The organism is Streptomyces sp. CNH189 (assembly GCF_000527195.1).
In genome coordinates, this window is record NZ_AZUS01000005.1 from 218,729 (window position 1) to 238,542 (window position 19,814).

The window sequence follows — 19,814 nt, forward strand, 5'->3', positions numbered from 1 at the left end:
CTCCGGCCGTCTTGGAGGAACCATGTTCCGCAGCGAGTACGCAGACGTCACGCCGGTCGACCTCCCCATCCACGAGGCGGTGCTCGGGCGCGCCGCCGAGTTCGGGAGCGTTCCGGCGCTGATCGACGGCACCGACGGCACCACCCTCACCTACGAACAGCTGGACCGCTTCCACCGGAGGGTCTCCGCCGGGCTCGCCGAGGCGGGCGTGCGCAAGGGGGACGTGCTCGCCCTGCACAGCCCCAACACGATCGCCTTCCCCACCGCCTTCTACGCGGCGACCCGAGCGGGCGCCTCCGTCACCACCGTGCATCCCCTCGCCACACCCGAGGAGTTCGCCAAGCAGCTGAAGGACAGCGCGGCCCGCTGGATCGTCACCGTCTCGCCGCTGCTGGACTCCGCGCGCCGGGCCGCCGAACTCGCGGGCGGGGTCGAGGAGATCTTCGTCTGTGACAGCGCGCCCGGACACCGCTCGCTGATCGACATGCTGGCCTCCACGGGTCCGGAGCCGGTCGTCGACATCGACCCGGCCGAGGACGTCGCCGCGCTGCCGTACTCCTCCGGGACGACCGGCATCCCCAAGGGTGTGATGCTCACCCACCGGCAGATCGCCACCAACCTCGCCCAGCTCCAGCCGGCGATCACGGCGGGCCCCGGCGACCGCATCCTCGCCGTGCTGCCGTTCTTCCACATCTACGGCCTGACCGCCCTGATGAACGCCCCGTTGCGGCACGGCGCGACCGTCGTCGTGCTGCCGCGCTTCGATCTGGAGCAGTTCCTCGCGGCTGTCCAGAACCACCGCATCACCGCCCTCTACGTCGCCCCGCCGATCGTGCTGGCCCTCGCCAAGCACCCCCTCGTCGCCGAGTACGACCTGTCCTCCCTGAAGCACGTCATCAGCGCCGCCGCGCCCCTGGACGCGAAGCTCGCCGCGGCCTGCGCGCAGCGGCTCGGCCTGCCTCCGGTCGGCCAGGCGTACGGCATGACGGAGCTGTCGCCCGGCACCCACGTCGTCCCGCTGGACCTCATGGACGAGGCCCCGCCCGGCACCGTCGGCAAGCTCGTCGCCGGCACCGAGATGCGGATCGTGTCCCTCGACGACCCCGGCAAGGACCTCGGGCCGGGCGAGTCCGGGGAGATCCTCATCCGCGGCCCGCAGGTGATGAAGGGCTACCTCGGACGCCCCGACGCCACCGCCGCGATGATCGACGAGGACGGGTGGCTGCACACCGGGGACGTGGGCCACGCCGACGACGACGGGTGGCTGTTCGTCGTCGACCGGGTGAAGGAGCTGATCAAGTACAAGGGCTTCCAGGTCGCGCCCGCCGAGCTGGAGGCGCTGCTGCTCACCCACCCCGGTGTCGCCGACGCGGCCGTCATCGGCGTCTACGACGACGACGGCAACGAGGTCCCGCACGCCTTCGTCGTCCGTAGCCCCTCCGCCCCGGAACTCACCGAGGGCGAGGTCATGATGTACGTCGCCGAACGCGTCGCCCCGTACAAGCGGGTCCGGCACGTCACCTTCATCGACGGCGTGCCCCGCGCCGCCTCCGGAAAGATCCTGCGCCGCGAACTCCGGGCGGCGCACAAGGAGCCCTCGTGACCCTGATCGGCCGCAGTCGCACCCGGGGCGTCGAGACGCTGTCCCTCGACGCCTCGGAGCGCCGCAACGCCCTGTCCGCCGCCCTCGTAGGTGACCTCGGCGCCGCGCTCACCGACGCCGGGAAGGATCCCGGCGTCCGCGCGGTGGTCCTCACCCACACCGGCAACACCTTCAGCGCCGGCGCCGACCTCAAGGACCCGCCCGCCCCTTCCGCGCTGGTCGGCCTGCTCCGGCAGATCGTCGAGCTGCCCAAACCGGTCGTCGCCCGGGTCACCGGGCACGTCCGGGCGGGCGGGCTGGGGCTGCTCGCCGCCTGCGACGTCGCCGTCGCCTCCCGCGCGGCGACGTTCGCCTTCACCGAGGTGCGGATCGGGGTCGCCCCCGCGGTCATCTCCCTGCCGCTGCTGCCCCGCACCGACCCCCGCGCCCTGGCCCGCTACTACCTCACCGGGGAACGCTTCGACGCCGACGAGGCCGCCCGCATCGGCCTGCTCACGGCGGCCGGTGACGACGCCGACGACACCCTCGCCCCCGTCCTCGACGGGTTGCGCCGGTCCGCCCCCGAGGCCCTCGCCGAGACGAAACGGCTGCTCACGGCTAGGGTGCTGGAGACCTTCGACCGGGACGCGGACGCCCTGACCGCGCTCTCGGCCCGCCTCTTCGCCTCCGCGCCGGCGCGCGAGGGCATGACGGCGTTCCTCGAACGACGGGATCCGGAATGGGTGGTGTGAGCGCGGCATGGGTGAGGTGAGCACGGCCGACCGTGCGGCACGCGTCCCCAAGCAGGACCGCAGCCGGGCCACCCGTCAGCGGCTGCTGGAGGCCGCCGTGGCCTGCCTCGCCGAACACGGCTGGGCGGGCTCCACGGTCTCCGTCGTCGCCGAACGCGCCGGCGTCTCCCGGGGAGCCGCCCAGCACCACTTCCCGACCCGGGAGGACCTGTTCACGGCGGCCGTGGAGTACGTCGCCGAGGAACGCTCCACGGCCCTGCGCGCGCTCTTCCCGGAGGGGGCCGCCGCCTCCGACCGCCGCGCGGTGGTCGCCGCCCTCGTGGGCCTCTACACCGGCCCGCTGTTCCGCGCCGCCCTGCACCTGTGGGTGGCCGCCTCCAACGAGGAGCAGCTGCGCCCCCGCGTGACCGAGCTGGAGCTGCGCGTCGGGCGCGAGTCGCACCGCATCGCGGTGGAGCTCCTCGGCGCGGACGAGTCCCGCCCCGGCGCCCGGGAGACCGTCCAGGGCCTCCTGGACATGGCCCGCGGCCTGGGCCTCGCCAATCTCCTCACCGACGACACCGCCCGCCGCGAACGGGTCGTCGCCCAATGGGCGGACCTCCTGGACGACGCCCTGCGCTGAGGGTGCCGCCGACGGCACCGCCTACGGCGTGCGCGCGTCGCCTGGCAGTTCGGCGGGCGCCGCACGGTGTAGCCCGGGGACGCCCTGACGAGCACCGCAGGGAACTCACGGAGCGAGCCGCTCCACGCTCCACCCCCCGCCGGGCACGGCCACGTACCGCAGGCGGTCGTGGAGGCGGTTCTCGCGGCCCTGCCAGAACTCCACCGTCTCCGGCACCACCCGGAAACCGCCCCAGTGCGGGGGCACCGGCACCCGCTCGGGCTCCGGGTAGCGCGCCGCCAGCTCGTCGTAGGCCGTGTCGAGCACCTCGCGGGACGCGATCACCGTCGACTGCCCGCTGGCCCACGCGCCCAGCTGTGAGCCGTGCGGCCGGGTGCGGAAGTACGCGGCCGTCTCGTCGCGGCCGGTGCGCCGCGCCGTGCCGGTGACGATGACCTGCCGGGCCACCGGGTGCCACGGGAACAGCAGCGAGACGTGCGGGTTCTCGGCCAGGTCACGGCCCTTGCGGGAGTCGTAGTTCGTGTAGAAGACGAACCCCGCCTCGTCGAACTGCTTCAGCAGCACCGTGCGCGAGCTGGGCCGGCCCGCCGCGTCCGCGGTCGACACGACCATGGCGTTCGGCTCGAACAGCCCGCCCTCCCGCGCGGCCTGCGCGAACCAGCGCGCGAACTGCTCGACGGGGGTGGCGGCGAGGTCGGTCTCGGAGAGCCCCTCGCTCCGGTACTGCTTGCGCATCGAGGCGAGATCGAGGGGAACGGCGTCTCGGTCGGTCACGCGGTCATCCTGCCGTATCCGCGTCACCCCCGAGGGCCCACGGTGGCCTGGGTCACGGACACGCGGTGCCCAACCTCACGGGTGGCACTCAGTGCCGCGAACCCTCCCCAAAACTGGCACTCAGGGATATCGTGCTCGCACTGATCCGGTTGGGTGACCGCCAGCCGGGCATCACAGGGGTGACGTCCACGACCGCGAGTCCTCCCGAGCCGACCGCGGATCCCACGGACCACGCCGACCGCGCCACGACACATGGTCGTCCCACCCCACAACACCATCTGTCACCCACCTCAGAAGGAGCCGCCTGATGTCCGACTTCGTACCCGGGCTCGAAGGAGTCGTCGCGTTCGAGACGGAGATCGCCGAACCGGACAAGGAGGGCGGCGCCCTGCGCTACCGGGGCGTCGACATCGAGGATCTGGTCGGTCACGTCTCCTTCGGCAACGTCTGGGGACTGCTCGTCGACGGGGCGTTCGCCCCCGGGCTGCCGCCGGCCGAGCCGTTCCCCATCCCCGTGCACTCCGGTGACATCCGCGTCGACGTGCAGTCGGCGCTCGCCATGCTGGCCCCCGTCTGGGGCCTGAAACCGCTCCTCGACATCGATGCCGCGCAGGCCCGCGACGACCTCGCCCGCGCCGCCGTGATGGCCCTGTCGTACGTCGCCCAGTCGGCGCGCGGCCAGGGGCTGCCGATGGTGCCGCAGAGCGAGATCGACAAGGCCGAGTCGGTCGTCGAGCGCTTCATGATCCGCTGGCGCGGCGAGCCCGACCCCAAGCACGTCGCCGCCGTCGACGCGTACTGGACGTCGGCCGCCGAGCACGGGATGAACGCCTCCACGTTCACCGCCCGCGTCATAGCCTCCACCGGCGCGGACGTCGCGGCCGCCCTCTCCGGGGCCGTCGGCGCCATGTCAGGACCGCTGCACGGCGGCGCGCCCTCGCGCGTGCTGGGCATGATCGAGGAGATCGAGCGCACCGGGGACGCCGAGGCGTACGTCAAGCAGGCCCTCGACAAGGGCGAGCGCCTGATGGGATTCGGCCACCGCGTCTACCGCGCGGAGGACCCGCGCGCCCGCGTCCTGCGCCGCACCGCCCGCGAGCTGGGGGCGCCGCGCTTCGAGGTCGCCGAGGCGCTGGAGAAGGCCGCGCTGGCCGAGCTGCACGCCCGCCGCCCGGACCGGGTGCTGGCGACGAACGTGGAGTTCTGGGCCGCGATCGTGCTGGACTTCGCCGAGGTGCCCGCGCACATGTTCACATCGATGTTCACCTGCGCCCGGACCGCCGGCTGGTCGGCGCACATCCTGGAGCAGAAGCGCACGGGCCGTCTGGTCCGCCCGTCGGCCCGCTACGTGGGTCCGCCTTCGCGCGACCCGCGGGAGATCGAGGGCTACGGGTCCATCGCGCGCTGACCGCGCGCCGGGAATTCTCCGGGAGTCCTCCGGAGGATTCCCCGGAGAACGCAGGCGACCCGCGAGTCCGGTTCCCCCTCGGGGGAGCCGGCCGGACGATACCGGCGACTCGCGGGTCGGGTGACTGCGTTGGATTGGGCCGGTTGCGTGCATCACTCGCACGCCGGTCCGGCGCCGAACCGAGTACGGCGGCGGGCCACTAGCCCGCAGCCACCTCTTCCGTCCGGTTGTCATACATCTGCCGAACCACCTCCTTTCCGAAGTACCGCCACCATAAGAACCGCTCGCCGCAGGATCAACCACTTTTTTCCGGACCGTCCGCGAAGCCGTGTCCCGGGCGCCCCGCGCGACACCTACACCCCGGTGCGCGCGGCCCGGATTTCCGTTGACCTCCGGGGCGGGGCACGGTTGGCTTCGCGGATGAGTGATCTCCGTATCCGGGCCGTGGACGGCGCGACCATGCTGGAGCAGTGGCGGCACGTCCACAACGTGATCGTCCCGCCGGCCGCCATGTCGCCCGGGGAGGCCCGTGAGCGCCTCGCCCGCGGGTACCGGCTGGAGAACGCCTACGACGGCGACGCGCTGGTCGGCTGCTCGACGGTGCGGCCCCCCACCGGCGCCGAGGCCGTCGCCACCGTCATCGCCCGGGTGCTGCCCGGCCACCGGCGCAAGGGCTTCGGGTCCGCGCTCTACGAGGCCGGGCTGGAGCACGCGCGGGCGGCGGGCGCCGGAGCCGTCGAGACGGTGGTGCTCGCCGCGAACGAGGACGGCGTCCGGTTCGCCCGCGCGCGGGGATTCGACGAGACCGAGCGGTACGTCCTGCCAGGGGAGACCGATGTCTGGCTGACGTTGCGGCTGAGGACTTTTCCCTCGTGAAAGCGTGGGTACGAGGTCGGCGGGCAACAATTCCCACAATCTTGTCGAGAACTCGATGTGCGCTGAGTCACGTTCAAGTTGAATGATTGCAAGTGAGCGAACCGTCGTGCCGTACGGGCGGACACAGCCTGCAGGGGGTCCAGGTGAGTGCATCCCGGCGTAGTGGGGCCACCGACGAGCTCGGGCCGGAAGGGCCCGAGCCCGAGCGGGAGGGGCCGTCCGGCTCCGATCTGCTCGCGGCGCTGCTCGACGGCATGGACGCGGCCCTGTGCGCCTTCGACGCGGACGGTGTGGTGACGCACTGGAACCGCGAGGCCGAGCGCGTCCTCGGCTGGACCGCCGCCGAGGCCGTGGGCCGGGCAGGATTCGCCGGGTGGGCCGTGCGCAGCGCGGACGCCGAGGAGGTCGAGGCGCGGCTGATGTCGGCCATGGACGCGCCGGGCCGCCAGGTGAACGAGTTCGCGCTGCTGACCAAGGACGGCGGCCGGGTGCTGGTGCGCACCCAGTCCGCGGCCGTACGCGGTCCGGACGGCAAGCCCGCCGGGGTGTACTGCGCGTTCAGCGAGGTGCACGCGCAGATCGACCTGGAGCGCTCGATCGCGCTGAGCGAGGCGCTGCTGGAGGACGCGAGCTGGGGTGTCGTCCTGGTCGACGCCGACCTGCGGCCCGCCGTGGTGAACGCGCACGCCGCACGGGCGCTGGGCGCCGGGCGTACGTCCGTGCTGGGGCGCCCGCTGGGCGAGCTGCTGACGCAGGGCGTGGAGGAGCTGGAGAGCGCCCTGACGCATGTGCTGGCCGAGGGCGCGCCGCCCGCGCCGGCCGAGCTGTGGGTGAGCGTGCGCACACCGGAGGGGGAGCGCCGGCGGTGCTGGCGCAGCGGGTTCGTGCGGCTGGCGTCGCCGCTCGCCGAGGAGCCGGTGCCGCTGGGGGTCGGCTGGCTGTTCCAGGACGTGACCGACTCGCGGCAGGGCGAGCAGGAGGCGTCGCTGCTGCGGTTCCGCGCGCAGCAGCTGCACCGCGCGGCGCGTGCGGCGGCCGAGTGCGAGGACCCGGCGGAGGCGGCGACGGTCCACCTGGACTTCGCGCTCGCCGGATTCGCCGACCACGCCCTCATCGACCGCGTGGCGGGCGGCGGCGAGGACACCGACCGGGTGCGTCTGGTGCGCATCGCGGCCACGCCCTCCGGGGTGCCGGGGCCCAGCAGGCTGGACGGCCGGGCGGGGCTGCCGACGCGCTACGCCGAGGGGCATCCGGCGCTGCAGTGCGTGGAGCGGGCCGGGTCGGTGCGGGCCGGCGCGGGCTCGCTGCCGGCGGAGGCGGCCCGCGAGTGGGCGCTGGCGCGGCAGTGGCCCGAGGACGCGGTGCACGCGCTGTGCACGGTGCTGCGCAGCAGGGGACGCACGCTCGGTGCCGTGACGTTTCTGCGGACCGCGAACCGCACGACGTTCGAACGCTCCGACGCCATGTACGCGGAGGACGTCGCCGCCCACATCGCCACGGCCCTGGACCTGGCGGCCCTGCTGCCCGAGGACCACTGACCGGCACGTACGAGCGCCCAGGGAGTACGCACGCCCTGGGCGTACGAGCGCCCAGGGCGTACGGGCGTCAGTGGTGGTAGAAGATGCGGTCGCCGTACTCGGACATGACGCGGGCGTTCCAGTCGTGGCCGCCGTCCACGTTCCCCGAGCGCAGCAGCGGCGGCTCGGTCCCGCGGTCGGCGAGGGTGGCCGCGGCGGTGGCCATGACCGCCTGGAGCAGGGCCGAGGTGACGACCGTGGACGCGGGCGCGAACGGCGCGGGCACGCCGTCCCAGGTGAGCTCCGCGTCGCCGACCGCGATGCCCGAGTCGAGCACCAGATCGCAGTGGTCCTTGAGGAACGTGCCCGAGGAGTGCCGCGAGGAGGTCTCGGACGCGTAGGCCACCGACGTCACGCCGATCACCCGAACGCCCATCGTGCGGGCCTTCATCGCCATCTCCACCGGCAGCGCGTTGCGCCCGGACAGGGAGATGATCACCAGGACGTCGCCCTCCCGCAGCGGCGAGGACTCCAGCACCACGCTCGCCAGCCCGTCCACCCGCTCCAGCGCGGAGCCCAGGGTCGCCGGCATCACGTCGACGCCCACCATGCCCGGGACGGTGAGCAGGTTCATCAGGGCGAGGCCGCCCGCCCGGTAGACGAGGTCCTGCGCGGCGAGCGAGGAGTGGCCCGCGCCGAAGGCGAAGAGCCGTCCGCCGTCGGCGACCGCGTCGGCGAGCAGGGTGCCCGCGGCCGCGATCGGCTCGGCCTCCTCGTCGCGCAGCCGCCGCAGCAGCCCGATCGCGGCGTCGAGGAACTGACCGGCGGGCGTGCGGTCGCTCATGCGGCTTCCCTTCGGGGCGGACACGTCGCCGATCACCGTGCGGTCTGGACCAGTGCCGTGTCAATACGGTGGTGGCGCGGGCCGGTTTCCGTCGGCCGGGCCCGCTCGTTTCCTGGGCGCGGCCCGGTTGTCGGCCGTATGCGTAAGAATTGAGGCTCGGGCCAGCGCACACGCCGGTGAGCAGTCCAGCCTCCGGCAGAGCCAATCCGCAGATCTCATCGAGGGGCACGTATGTCCGGACTGATCGACACCACGGAGATGTATCTCCGCACCATCCTCGAGCTGGAGGAGGAAGGTGTGGTCCCCATGCGCGCCCGGATCGCCGAGCGGCTCGACCAGAGCGGGCCGACGGTCAGCCAGACGGTGGCCCGGATGGAGCGCGACGGTCTGGTGTCCGTCGCCCCGGACCGTCATCTGGAGCTCACGGAGGAGGGCCGTCGGCTGGCCACCCGTGTGATGCGCAAGCACCGCCTCGCCGAGTGTCTGCTGGTCGACGTGATCGGCCTGGAGTGGGAGCAGGTGCACGCCGAGGCGTGCCGCTGGGAGCACGTGATGAGCGAGGCCGTCGAGCGCCGCGTCCTGGAGCTGCTGCGGCACCCCACCGAGTCGCCGTACGGCAACCCGATCCCGGGCCTGGAGGAGCTGGGCGAGACGGACGGCGCCGACCCCTTCCTCGACGAGGGCATGGTGTCGCTGGCCGACCTGGACCCGGGCGCCGAGGGCAAGACGGTCGTCGTGCGCCGGATCGGCGAGCCGATCCAGACGGACGCGCAGCTGATGTACTCGCTGCGCCGGGCGGGTGTGCAGCCCGGCTCGGTGGTGAGCGTGACGGAGTCGGCGGGCGGGGTGCTGGTGGGCAGCAGCGGCGAGGCGGCCGAGCTGGAGTCGGAGGTCGCCTCGCACGTCTTCGTCGCCAAGCCCTGACCCGCGGCCCCGCGGGGGCGAAGGCTTCACGCCCGCCGGTACGAACGCGCCGGTCCGGGATCCGTTGCGCCGAATCGCAGCGCCTCCCCGCCCGGCGTGCGAGGCTGTCGGACGAGGCATATGACCTGAGGGGTTCTTGGCCGGACGACGTGGACGCCCGGCCGGGGAGGGGCGGGACGATGTGCCGTGACCACGTGAGGAGCCCCGGCGCCCTGCGGCGCCGGGGCCTGTCCTCCCCTGTGCTGACCCGGAGCCCCGAGCTCCCAGGGTCATTCCCCTCGGACCGTTTTCCCCGAGCGGTCCGCCTCCCGCTGAAGATCTCCCCCGGGCCACGGCGGTCAATCCCCGAACGGGGTCACTCGAACGAGGGGTGTTGCCGGGCAGACGGGCATTTTCGAATGCTCATTCGATAACGTGCGGCTGTGGTGACAGGCAGGAGCCGGCGGACCGACGGGTCCGGTGGACCGGCGGCAGGCAGTGGGCAGGCAGCGAGCTTGGGGGGTGCCAGACCATGGCGCGACGCATCGACGTGACAGGGGCGGACGGCGTACGTCTGGCCGCCTGGGAGTTCGGCGACCCGGCCAAGAACGGGCCCGGCCCGGTGGCGGACGCCGCCGCGGACGCCCCCGGCGTGCTGTTACTGCACGGCCTGATGGGCCGCGCCTCGCACTGGGCGTCCACCGCCCGCCGGCTCTCCGCGCGCCACCGTGCGATCGCCCTCGACCAGCGCGGCCACGGCCGCAGCGAGAAGCCCTCGGACGCCTCCTTCACCCGCGGCGCCTACGTCGACGACGCGGAGGCCGCCCTCGAACAGCTCGGCCTCGGCCCCGCCGTCCTCATCGGCCACGCGATGGGCGCCCTGACCGCCTGGCAGCTGGCCGCCAGGCGCCCCGACCTGGTCCGCGGCCTGATCATCTGCGACATGCGGGCCTCCGCCCTCGGGGGCGCCTCGCAGCGCGAGTGGGCGGAGTGGTTCGCCTCCTGGCCCGTGCCGTTCGCGGCCCTCGCCGACGTGCGCAAGTGGTTCGGCGAGGACGACCCCTGGGTGGAGCGGCCCAACCCGGCCCGCGGCGAGTTCTACGCCGAGGTGATGGCCGAGTCCCCCGACGGCTGGCGCCCCGTCTTCGACCCGGACCAGATGCTCCGCTCCCGCGAGACCTGGGTGTACGACGCGCACTGGGAGGAACTGGCCCAGGTCCGCTGCCCCGCCCTGGTGGTGCGCGGCCTGGACGGCGAACTGGGCCGCGCGGAGGCCCAGGAGATGGTCCGGGTCCTGCCCCGCGGCCGGTACGCCGAGGTCGCCGACGCCGGCCACCTGGTCCACTACGACCAGCCCGACGCCTGGTTCTCCGCCATCGAACCGTTCCTGGAGACCCTCGACGAGACGTGAGGGCTCCGGGGAGCCCGAGCCGTGTCCCGCGCGGCCCGAGCCCCCGGGAGGCCGGCGTCAGGCGCCTTTCAGATGCCGGGCGAAGAACCGCGCCGCGGCGTCCCCCGCGTGCTCCGGGACGCCGGTGTGGCCGCCCAGATGGGCGTGCAGCGACTTCTCCCCGGAACCGAAGGCGTCGAACAGGTCCAGGGCCGCCTGCCGCTCGTTCCCCTCGTCGTCCCACTGGAGCAGGACGTGCAGCGGAACGGTCACCCGCCGGGCCTCCTCGAACATGACCCGGGGCACCAGGCTCCCCGCGAACAGGACGGCGGCCTCGACGCGCGGGTCGGCCACCGCCAGGCCGATGCCGACGGAGATCAGCCCGCCCGAGTAGCCGACCGGACCGCCGATCCCGGGCAGCCCCAGCAGGGCGTCAAGGGCGGCGCGCCATTCGGGGACCGCCCGCTCGACCAGCGGGAGGACGAGCGCGTCGACGATCTCGTCGCCGACCGGACCGCCCGCCCGCATCGCCTGCCGGAGATCGGCGCGGGCCTGGTCCAGGGCCGGCCACGCGGGCCGGTCGCCGCTGCCGGGGAGCTCGACGGTGGCGGTGGCGAAACCGTCCGCCGCGGCCCGGCGGGCCCGGGCCACCAGCCGGGGATACATCGCGCGCAGGCCCAGCGGGGGATGGCCGAGCAGGATCAGCGGCGCCGGCGCGGCAGCGGACGCCGCCGGCGGCGTCCACAGCAGGCCGGGAATCTCGCCGAGGGTGAACTCGCGTTCCAGGAGACCGTCGTCGAGGTGGTTCTCGGAGATGACACGCATGGTGGTGCCTTTCGGGAGTGCGCGGAAACGGCGCTCCCGGACGACCTGCCTATCGCCCGACCGTGACCCCGGAGGGGAGCACCCATGTCAGTACGGCGTTCACGGGTACCACCTCCTCGCTCTCTCGCACGGCCTCCCGGACCGTAGCAGCGGCCACCCCGGCCGCCAACCGGTTTTCCCACGCGGCGGCGGAAGGGCGCTCAGCCCTTGCTGACCGCGGCGATGATCTCCGGGAGCCGGCCGGCCGTCCGGGGCGCGGCGAGACGCAGACCGCCCAGGGCCAGCAGCGCCCCGTAGACCGTGCCCACGGGGAGCAAGAGCCACCGGAGGTCCTGGCCGCTCTCGTCGAGGTTCAGCCAGATGGTGGCGGCGATCACCGGGAGGCACAGCAGGGCCGCCGCGATCATGCCGCCGAAGATCGAGATCCAGGCGAGCCCGACCTGGCCGGGGGCGACGTTCTTGTAGCCCTCCTGCGGAACGGAGTACGGGAAGCGGGCCGAGGTCCACGCGCCGGTCGCGAGCATCGCGCCGAGCAGCGCGAAGGACAGGCCCAGCGCCTCCGGCAGTCGCGTCCAGTCGTCCAGCATCGCCGTCGTCAGCACGGTGACGAGCGTGGCGTACGGCAGGGTGATCAGCAGCAGCGCCAGGGCGCGGGCGCGCAGTTCGACGTAGGCGTCACGGGTGGAGGAGATGGTCGTCGCGACCATCCAGAACGCCGAGGTGTCCTGCCCGAACTGGTTGTACATCTGGATGCCGAGCATCCCGGCGGCGAAACAGGCGAAGTACACCGAGCCGGTGCCCTGCCAGGCGTTGAACACCGGCACGATCAGGCCGATCGCCAGCGATGTCACCCACGCCGCCTTCGTCTTCGGGTCGCGCCAGATGTAGCGCAGGCTGCGCTCCATCACCGTGCCGGTCCTGCCCTGCGGCAGCAGGCGCCCGAGTCCGGCCGACGGGCGGTCGCGCACCGCGGAGTCGCCCGCCTGCAGCGTGGAGCCGTCCGGCGAGGTCATCAGCCGGGTCAAGGAACGCGACCACAGCACCAGCAGCGCCGCCAGTGCCGCCGCGCTCACCGCCAGCTGCGCCGCCGCGACGCCGTACGACCCCTCGCCGGCCGTGTGCACGGCGCCGACCGCCGACGCGGCCGGGAGCCAGCGCAGCACGTCCGCCACCGGGTCCAGCTGCTCCAGACCGGACGAACCGAGCCGCTGCACACCGAAGTTGACCACCTGCGCGCCGATCGCGATGACCAGACCGCTGAGCACCGCGAGGTCGCGGCCCTTGCGGCTGGTGAGCAGCCGTACGTTCGCCGCGGCCACGGCCCGCGCCAGGGCCACGCACACCAGCAGCGCCAGCGGGACGGCGAGGACGCCCACCGCGAAGGCCGCCGCGCCGTGCGCGACGGCGATCACCGAACCGGTCAGCAGGCACAGCGAGAACAGCGGCCCGATGCCCACCAGGGAGGCCGCCAGCAGAGCCCGCACCAGGGGCCGCGGGCGCAGCGGCAGCATCACCAGGCGGGTCGGGTCGAGGGTCTCGTCGCCGCCGGGGAAGAACAGCGGCATCACCGCCCAGCCCACGGCCAGCACCGCCACCAGCAGCACGACCAGCGACTCGACGTGGCCGAAGCCGCGCAGCGCGACGAGTCCGAGCACCTGGAGCGCGGCGAACAGCAGAGCGAAGACGGCGGAGGCGATGTACGCGGCGCGGCGGCCGCCGGACTGGCGCAGGCCGTTGCGCAGCAGCGACAGCTTCAGCCGTACGACGACGGGGGTGATCGCGGGCGCGCTCACCGGGCCCCGCCGCCCAGCCAGTCGAGGTCGGAAGCGGTGTCGCGGCTGTCGGCGCCGACCAGTTCGAGGAACGCCCGCTGGAGGGTGGGGGCGTCGCCGCGCACCTCGGCGAGCGGGCCGTGGGCACGGATGCGGCCCGCGGCCATCACCGCCACCCAGTCGCACAGCGACTCCACGAGCTCCATCACGTGCGAGGAGAACACCACCGTGGCGCCGGACGCCGTGTAGCGCTCCAGGACGCCCCGGATGGTCTGCGCGGACACCGGGTCCACGCCCTCGAACGGCTCGTCCAGGAACAGGACTTCCGGATTGTGCAGCAGGGCGGCGGCCAGGCCGATCTTCTTGCGCATGCCGGTGGAGTAGTCGACGACGAGCTTGTGCTGGGCGCCTGCCAGGTCGAGCACGTCGAGCAGCTGCGTGGCGCGCCTGTCGACCTCCTCGCCGGGCAGCCCGCGCAACCGGCCGCTGTAGGCGAGCAGTTCGCGCCCGGAGAGCCGCTCGAAGAGGCGAAGTCCCTCCGGCAGGACGCCGATCCGGGCCTTGACCTCGACCGGGTCCCGCCACACGTCGTGCCCGACGACCTCGACGGTGCCCTGGTCCGGGCGCAACAGCCCGGTCACCATGGACAGCGTGGTGGTCTTCCCGGCGCCGTTCGGCCCGACCAGCCCGATGAACCGCCCCGCGGGCAGCTCGAGGTCGATCCCGCCGACGGCGACCTGCTCCCCGAACCGCTTCCACAGACCCCGCACGCGTACGGCAACAGTCCCCACCACGTCTCCCTCCGTCGGCCCCCGAGCCTAAGGGGAACGGACCGCGGGATCACGGTGCGGGGGCGGGCGGTGCTCCGGTCACCGGTCCCGGCCGCAGGCGTAGGCCAGCGCGGACGCCAGCTCCTCCGCGTCCGGCAGCCAGCGGTTCTCCCGGGTCGGCCGGCGGACCCACTGCACGGCCCCGCGGCATCCGACCCGGGTCGGCGGCGCGGCCACGTACGACCCCTCGCCCAGGACGGCCAGGTCGAGCGACGGCAGCGCCCACCCCAGGTCGCGCACCAGCTCCGGGAGTTTCGCCGCCGCCCCCGGGAGCACGAAGAACTCCGTGCGCCGGTGCGGTGTCCGGGTCACCGGGCCCGGCGTGAGCCCCATCCGCTCCATCCGCGCCAGCGCCAGGAGTCCGGCCGTCTCCGGCACGGAGATCGCGTCGAAGGTGCGCCCGGTGGGCAGCAGGATCGAGGCGTCGGGCCACTGCTGCCACATCCGGCGCGCGACGGTGGCGCTGCCGGTGGACTGCGCCGCCCAGTCGGGGCGGCCCGGGTGCGCGCCCGGCGCGGAGCACGCGAGGTCACCGCACGAGCAGACGTGCACCCCGTCGACGACCTCGGTCCAGGTGCCCGGCACCACGTCCCAGTGCCGCTCCTCGGCATAGCGCACGGCGGTGTCCAGCAGCGATTCCCCGCGCTGCGTCGGGATCTGTACGGCGTCGGCGCCCGCGATCGTCTCTTCCACGATGAACACAACTACAGCCGTCACCAGGGGTTACGCCCGCCCCCGTGCGCGGGGGAGGGGCACCGGGTCCGTGTCCGGGGCGCATGGGTGCATCCGTGGGGGCGCGCGGGGGGATCCGCCACCGCGACGGGGTAACCAGGAGGGGGGCCGGCAACCGCCGTTACCCCGGCAATTCTCACATGTCCCGCATTGTCGGTATGTCGACGGGGCATTGATCCTCCCGGCCGGACGTCTCGCCGGGACGACGTGAGACGTACGGCCGCGGACAACACGTCAACCCGGTGCGTGGGCAGGCACCGCAGCCTCAGGGGGTACGCCATGGCCGCAAGGCCGCTCGTCGCCCGGCAGCCGAACGAACGGCTGCAGGCACTCATCCAGGAAGCCGGATGCTCCAACGCCGGACTGGCCCGCAGGGTCAACATGTGCGGCGCGGAGCACGGCCTCGACCTGCGCTACGACAAGACGTCGGTGGCGCGCTGGCTGCGGGGCCAGCAGCCGCGGGGCCGGGCGCCGGCGATCATCGCGGAGGCGCTGGGCCGCAAGCTGGGCCGTACGGTCACGATCGACGAGATCGGCATGGCCAACGGCAAGAACCTCGCGTCGGGGGTCGGCCTCCAGTTCTCGCCGACGGTGCTGGGAGCCATCGAGCAGGTCTGCGAGCTGTGGCGCAGCGACGTGGGGCGGCGGGACTTCCTGTCCGGGTCCTCGGTCGCCGCCTCGGCGCTGGTGGAGCCCAGCCGGGACTGGCTGATCTCCGCGCCCGACGGGCAGGTCGCGCGCTCCACCGGCCCGCGCGTGGGCCAGTCCGACGTGGCGGCGGTGCGGTCCATGACGGAGGCGCTGGTCGCCCTGGACCACCAGTACGGCAGCGGGCACGTCCGCCCGGTCGTGGTGCACTACCTCAACAGCGTCGTCTCGGGGATGCTGGCCGGGTCGTACCGCGAGGCGGTGGGGCGCGACCTGTTCGCCGCGGTCGCCCGACTCACGGAACTGGCCGGGTACATGGCCGTCGACACCGGCCAACCGGGCCTGGCGCAGCGCTACTACATCCAGGCGCTGCGGCTGGCGCAGGCGGCCGGGGACCGCGGCTACGGCGGATACGTGCTCGCCGCGTCCATGAGCCACCTCGCCGCGCAGCTCGGGAACCCGCGCGAGATCGCCCAGTTGGCGCGGGCGGCGCAGGAGGGCGCGCGGGGGCGCGTGACACCCCGTGCGGAGGCGATGTTCCTCGCGGCGGAGGCCCGGGGGCACGCGCTGATGGGCGACGCCCAGGCCGCGGAGGCCGCCGCGGGCCGCGCGGTGAGCGCCCTGGAGGCCGCCGCGCCGGACTCCGGGGACGACCCGCCGTGGATCGCGCACTTCGACGCGGCGTATCTGGCCGACGAGTTGGCGCACTGCCACCGTGACCTCGGCCGGCCGGAGGCCGCCGCGCGGTACGCCCAGGAGTCGCTGGACGGCCACCCGCCCTCGCGGGCGCGGCGCCGGGCGATCGGCTATGTGCTGCTGGCCACGGCCCAGGTGCAGCAGCGGGAGATCGAACAGGCCTGCAGCACCGGCCTGAAGGCGGCGGACCTGCTGGGCGGGCTGCGCTCCAACCGGGGCGCCGAGTACCTGGAGGACCTCCAGCAGCGCCTGGAGCCGTACCGCGAGGAGCCGGTGGTACGGGAGTTCGGGGCGCGCATGGAGCTCCAGGCGGCGGCGTGACGTACGTGACACCCCGTGCGACGCGGGAGGCGGACGGGAGGGAGGGGACGTAAGCAGCGTGCGGTGACCTGGTTTTGTTACCGCGCTCACAGGGCAAGAGGTCAGGTTCTGTGCTGCGTGGCACCGGGCTCCGGGGACCCGGTAGCGTGAGCCGACGATTCACAAGGTCCCCCATTGGTAGGAGTCCCGGTGACGCAGAGTGGACAGGGCGAGGAGCCCTCGGCGCGCCCCGCGCGCGAAGGCATCGTGCTGCCCTCCGACGGTGGTGAACCCCTGCTGCCGGGCATGACGTCCGGTCCCGTGGCGCCCGGCGGCACGGACGGCCGGCCGCCCGCCGGCGGGTTCCCCGCCTCCGCGCCGCCCGGCGGCCAGACCTGGGGGACCCCCTGGGGCCCCGAGCAGCAGGCACCCGCCCCGGCGGCGGGGCAGGAGTGGCCCGCCGCGGGCGACGGCTCCTGGCAGCAGCAGCAGCCGCAGCAGCAGCCCTCCTGGGACGCCGGCGGCCAGGCCCCGGCCGGACAGGGACCCGGCCCGCTGCCCCCCGAGGGAACCCAGCCCCAGGGCGGCTACCCGGCCGCCAACGGCACCCCGGACGCCTACGGCCACGGCGCGCAGGCCGGGCAGCAGGGCGCCGGCTACGGACACACCGGCACGGACGGCTACGGCACCGGCGGCGCGGCGGCGTACGGCGGGCACGGCGCGGGTTACGGCACGCCGGACGGCGCAGGCTACGGCTACCCGGCCGCCCAGGGCGCCCCCCTGCCGCCCGCCCCGGACGGGGCCGAGGGCGCCACGCAGTTCCTCCCGCCGGTCGCCGCGGGCGGTTTCGACGAGGGCGCCACCCAGTACATACCCCCGGTCGCCCCGGGCGCGCTGCCGCCCGAGATGCCCGCCGCGCACGACGCGGAGGCCACCCGCAACCTCGGCATGCCCCCGCAGCCCGCGCCCGGCCCCGGCCCGCTGCCGCAGCACGGCAACCCGGACGCCGAGCCCACCCAGTTCATCGCCCCGATCACCGACCAGGGACCGACGCAGCCCTACGGCGCCGCGCCCGACGACGGCAGCCGGCAGCCGCCGGCCGAGTTCGACAACCTCTTCCGCAACGACGACGGCGGCGCCGCGGGGTCCACCCAGCAGCTTCCGCGCATGGAGTACGGACGTCCCGCCCGGGCCGACCGCACCCCGCCCGGACCTCCCGCGCCGCCCCCGCCGGGCCGTGGCGGACGCGGCGGCGGTGGTGGCAGTGGCGGTGGCGGCGGCCCGCGGTGGCCGCTGATCGCCGCGGTCGGGGTCGGCATCGCCGTCGTCGGTGTCGGCGCCGGCGCCCTGCTCGGCAGCGGCGGCGGGGACGACGACTCCGGGAAGAACCAGCCGGTGTCCGCCACCGCGCCCGCGAGCGAGGAGGCCTCGGCCTCACCGTCCGCCGACCCGGGCCGGGAGCAGGCCGTCGAGCTGGACAAGCTGCTGGCGCACAGCGGCGACAGCCGCAGCACCGTGATCAGCGCGGTGGAGGACGTGAAGTCGTGCCGCGACCTCGGCAAGGCGGCGTCCGACCTGCGGGAGGCCGCGAAGCAGCGGAACCAGCTGGTGACCGACCTGTCCCAGCTGTCCGTGGACAAGCTGCCCGAGCACCAGACGCTGACGGAGGCCCTGCGGAAGGCGTGGAAGGCGTCGGCCTCGGCCGACGACCACTACGCGCGCTGGGCGGAACAGACGGCGGGCAAGAAGGGGTGCAAGAAGGGGCAGGCGCGGTCGACCCGTGAGACGGAGGAGGGGAACCGGGCGAGCGGGACGGCCACGGAGCAGAAGAAGAAGGCTTCCCAGTTGTGGAACGAGATCGCTCGTCAGTACGGGCTGACCGAGCGGGCGCCGACCCAGCTGTAGGGCTGGGGCGGCGGGGCGCGCCTATGGGGTGCGGGGCTCCGGTCGGGGGCGGGTGCCGGTGTGTCGGGGCTGATCGCGCGCTTCCCCGCGTCCCGTGAGGGCGTTGCGGTGCTTCACAGGGGGGCGTTGCGGAGGGTGGCGGTGACGTCGGTGAAGCCCTTCGCGGCGGAGACCAGGCGGCCCTGGTCGACCATCTGGAGGGTCACGTTCGCGTTGACCAGGCGGGGGAGGCCGACCGCGGCCAGCTTGTCCTGGAACCGCCAGCGCAGCGTCGGCGTGAGGTCGCCGGTGGAGACCTTCAGACCGCCGTCCAGCGCCCCGCTCACCGTGTCCGCGCTGACCTCGCCGTCCCCGAGCGACTCCACGGCCTGCCGGAGGACGGTGTAGGCGATCCACGTGGTCTGCACCCCGGCGTCCGCCGGGTCGATGCTGTTGTCGCCGAACGCCTCCGCCCGGATCACCTCCTTCATCGGGTTCCAGCGGGCGTCGCCCGCCTCCGGGTACCAGCCGGTGACGTACGCCCCCTCGTACGGTCCCGACGCCCCGCCGGATGCGTCCAGCACCGTCTGGTCGACGCTGCCCAGCACGGTCGCGGTGCGCACGTCGGGGTGCCCGGCGCGGGCGCGCCGGAAGGAGTCCATGAAGGTGCCGGTGCGGTCCCCGAGCGCCGGCACCACGCAGCCCCTCTCCCCGGAACCGGCGGCGGCGTGCTCCAGCGCCTGCTCGGCGGTGTCGCCGTAGGAGGTCGCGGCCTCGGCGGCGCGCAGGTCACCGGCCGGGGCGTGCCCGCCCGCCGTCAGGCCCGAGTCCAGCAGCGGGGGCAGCTGGTCGCCCGCGATGGTGTCGGGCCGGACCAGGGCGACCGGCCCGCACACGTCGGCGAGGGTGCGGCCGAGACCGGCCAGCAGGGCGGGCTGACCGCCGTTGACGGGATAGGACAGCGGGCTGGTGAACTCGTCGTGGGTGATGCCGTAGCCGCCGATGTACGGGATGCCGGCGGTCTCCAGCGTGGGCAGGAAGGCGTCGCCGTGCCGGCTGTAGGAGCCGACCACAGCGACGGCGTTCTCCGCGACCGCGCGCCGGGCGCAGCGCGCGGCGGCCAGCGGGTCGTCACCCTCGTCGCAGGTCAGCACCTCCAGCCGGCGGCCGTTGATGCCGCCCCGGGCGTTGACCCAGCGGCCGTAGGCCTCGGCGAACGCGGGCATGCCGGCCTTGTCGGTGGCCCCGAGTCCGCCGGTGTCCTCGGGCGCCCACGTCATCACGGTGATCGTGTCGTCCCCGGAGCCCCCCGTGACCCCGGGGACGATCCCGCACCCCGCGACCAGCGCGGCGCACGCCGCCAGGGCCCCCGCGGCGAGGGCGCCGGCACGGGCGGTCCGGGCGAGGGGGAGGGGGAGGACGGTGCTGCGGGTGCGTCGCCTGCCGGTCATGCCCCCGC

17 protein-coding genes are annotated in these 19,814 nt (G+C 74.2%); 10 read left to right on the top strand and 7 right to left on the bottom strand.

The window, feature by feature from the left end; genetic code table 11:
* Window positions 1-22 precede the first annotated feature (22 nt).
* The 3 genes from B100_RS0109660 to B100_RS0109670 are packed head-to-tail and all read left to right on the top strand — an operon-like array spanning window position 23 to window position 2,956.
* Window positions 23-1,603: a 4-coumarate--CoA ligase family protein gene (locus tag B100_RS0109660; RefSeq protein ID WP_024884235.1), complete on the top strand. Its 1,581-nt coding sequence runs from the start codon at window positions 23-25 to the stop codon at window positions 1,601-1,603.
* Window positions 1,600-2,334: an enoyl-CoA hydratase family protein gene (locus B100_RS0109665; protein ID WP_024884236.1), complete on the top strand. Its 735-nt coding sequence runs from the start codon at window positions 1,600-1,602 to the stop codon at window positions 2,332-2,334. Before B100_RS0109660 ends, B100_RS0109665 begins: the two co-directional genes overlap by 4 nt.
* A 7-nt stretch (window positions 2,335-2,341) precedes the next feature.
* Window positions 2,342-2,956 (top strand): TetR/AcrR family transcriptional regulator, encoded by a 615-nt coding sequence (locus B100_RS0109670; RefSeq protein ID WP_024884237.1) that lies wholly within the window; start codon window positions 2,342-2,344, stop codon window positions 2,954-2,956.
* 105 nt (window positions 2,957-3,061) lie between these two features.
* On the opposite strand, the gene pdxH is transcribed toward B100_RS0109670, so the two are convergent.
* Window positions 3,062-3,730 (bottom strand): pyridoxamine 5'-phosphate oxidase, encoded by a 669-nt coding sequence (pdxH, locus tag B100_RS0109675; protein ID WP_024884238.1) that lies wholly within the window; start codon window positions 3,728-3,730, stop codon window positions 3,062-3,064.
* 307 nt (window positions 3,731-4,037) lie between these two features.
* On the opposite strand from pdxH, the gene B100_RS0109680 reads away from it, so the two are divergent.
* The 3 genes from B100_RS0109680 to B100_RS0109690 all read left to right on the top strand — a co-directional run bounded on the left by B100_RS0109680 (window position 4,038) and on the right by B100_RS0109690 (window position 7,552).
* Entirely contained in the window at window positions 4,038-5,138 is a 1,101-nt protein-coding gene (locus B100_RS0109680; RefSeq protein WP_024884239.1) for a citrate synthase 2, read from the top strand.
* A gap of 420 nt (window positions 5,139-5,558) precedes the next feature.
* Window positions 5,559-6,014 carry a GNAT family N-acetyltransferase gene (locus B100_RS0109685; protein WP_037722541.1) on the top strand — a complete coding sequence of 152 codons (456 nt, stop codon included), beginning with the start codon at window positions 5,559-5,561 and terminating at the stop codon, window positions 6,012-6,014.
* Window positions 6,015-6,157: 143 nt separating this feature from the next.
* A complete protein-coding gene (locus tag B100_RS0109690) occupies window positions 6,158-7,552 on the top strand; it encodes a PAS domain-containing protein (RefSeq protein ID WP_024884241.1) in 1,395 nt (464 codons plus the stop codon).
* Between the two features lie 67 nt (window positions 7,553-7,619).
* Here B100_RS0109690 and B100_RS0109695 read toward each other — a convergent pair whose 3' ends face one another.
* Window positions 7,620-8,375, bottom strand: a complete 756-nt coding sequence (locus B100_RS0109695; RefSeq protein ID WP_024884242.1) for an SIS domain-containing protein — start codon at window positions 8,373-8,375, stop codon at window positions 7,620-7,622.
* A gap of 231 nt (window positions 8,376-8,606) precedes the next feature.
* Between B100_RS0109695 and B100_RS0109700 the strand changes: the two genes are divergently transcribed.
* A complete protein-coding gene (locus B100_RS0109700) occupies window positions 8,607-9,299 on the top strand; it encodes an iron-dependent transcriptional repressor DtxR (RefSeq protein WP_024884243.1) in 693 nt (230 codons plus the stop codon).
* A gap of 511 nt (window positions 9,300-9,810) precedes the next feature.
* Window positions 9,811-10,689 (top strand): alpha/beta fold hydrolase, encoded by an 879-nt coding sequence (locus B100_RS0109705; protein ID WP_024884244.1) that lies wholly within the window; start codon window positions 9,811-9,813, stop codon window positions 10,687-10,689.
* Window positions 10,690-10,746: 57 nt separating this feature from the next.
* On the opposite strand, the gene B100_RS0109710 is transcribed toward B100_RS0109705, so the two are convergent.
* The 4 genes from B100_RS0109710 to B100_RS0109725 form a co-directional block, all read right to left on the bottom strand.
* A complete protein-coding gene (locus tag B100_RS0109710) occupies window positions 10,747-11,493 on the bottom strand; it encodes a hypothetical protein (RefSeq protein WP_024884245.1) in 747 nt (248 codons plus the stop codon).
* 200 nt (window positions 11,494-11,693) lie between these two features.
* Complete coding sequence (locus B100_RS0109715) at window positions 11,694-13,286, bottom strand: hypothetical protein (protein ID WP_024884246.1); 1,593 nt, start codon at window positions 13,284-13,286, stop codon at window positions 11,694-11,696.
* Window positions 13,283-14,059, bottom strand: a complete 777-nt coding sequence (locus tag B100_RS0109720; protein ID WP_078540780.1) for an ABC transporter ATP-binding protein — start codon at window positions 14,057-14,059, stop codon at window positions 13,283-13,285. The genes B100_RS0109715 and B100_RS0109720 overlap by 4 nt, the downstream gene beginning before the upstream one ends.
* 75 nt (window positions 14,060-14,134) lie before the next feature.
* Entirely contained in the window at window positions 14,135-14,797 is a 663-nt protein-coding gene (locus B100_RS0109725; protein ID WP_024884248.1) for a bifunctional DNA primase/polymerase, read from the bottom strand.
* Window positions 14,798-15,106: 309 nt separating this feature from the next.
* On the opposite strand from B100_RS0109725, the gene B100_RS0109730 reads away from it, so the two are divergent.
* Window positions 15,107-16,492: an NsdA family TPR-like regulatory protein gene (locus B100_RS0109730; RefSeq protein ID WP_024884249.1), complete on the top strand. Its 1,386-nt coding sequence runs from the start codon at window positions 15,107-15,109 to the stop codon at window positions 16,490-16,492.
* A 189-nt stretch (window positions 16,493-16,681) separates the two neighbouring features.
* Window positions 16,682-18,376: a hypothetical protein gene (locus B100_RS0109735; protein WP_024884250.1), complete on the top strand. Its 1,695-nt coding sequence runs from the start codon at window positions 16,682-16,684 to the stop codon at window positions 18,374-18,376.
* A gap of 113 nt (window positions 18,377-18,489) precedes the next feature.
* Here the strand turns inward: B100_RS0109735 and B100_RS0109740 are convergent, their stop codons facing one another.
* Complete coding sequence (locus tag B100_RS0109740) at window positions 18,490-19,806, bottom strand: ABC transporter substrate-binding protein (RefSeq protein WP_024884251.1); 1,317 nt, start codon at window positions 19,804-19,806, stop codon at window positions 18,490-18,492.
* Between the last annotated feature and the right edge of the window lie 8 nt (window positions 19,807-19,814).

Coding starts and splice junctions, on each gene's coding strand:
- B100_RS0109660 (WP_024884235.1), top strand. CDS start 23: ATGTTCCGCAGCGAGTACGCAGACGTCACGCCGGTCGACCTCCCCATC.
- B100_RS0109670 (WP_024884237.1), top strand. CDS start 2,342: ATGGGTGAGGTGAGCACGGCCGACCGTGCGGCACGCGTCCCCAAGCAG.
- B100_RS0109680 (WP_024884239.1), top strand. CDS start 4,038: ATGTCCGACTTCGTACCCGGGCTCGAAGGAGTCGTCGCGTTCGAGACG.
- B100_RS0109685 (WP_037722541.1), top strand. CDS start 5,559: ATGAGTGATCTCCGTATCCGGGCCGTGGACGGCGCGACCATGCTGGAG.
- B100_RS0109695 (WP_024884242.1), bottom strand. CDS start 8,375: ATGAGCGACCGCACGCCCGCCGGTCAGTTCCTCGACGCCGCGATCGGG.
- B100_RS0109700 (WP_024884243.1), top strand. CDS start 8,607: ATGTCCGGACTGATCGACACCACGGAGATGTATCTCCGCACCATCCTC.
- B100_RS0109705 (WP_024884244.1), top strand. CDS start 9,811: ATGGCGCGACGCATCGACGTGACAGGGGCGGACGGCGTACGTCTGGCC.
- B100_RS0109710 (WP_024884245.1), bottom strand. CDS start 11,493: ATGCGTGTCATCTCCGAGAACCACCTCGACGACGGTCTCCTGGAACGC.
- B100_RS0109730 (WP_024884249.1), top strand. CDS start 15,107: ATGGCCGCAAGGCCGCTCGTCGCCCGGCAGCCGAACGAACGGCTGCAG.
- B100_RS0109740 (WP_024884251.1), bottom strand. CDS start 19,806: ATGACCGGCAGGCGACGCACCCGCAGCACCGTCCTCCCCCTCCCCCTC.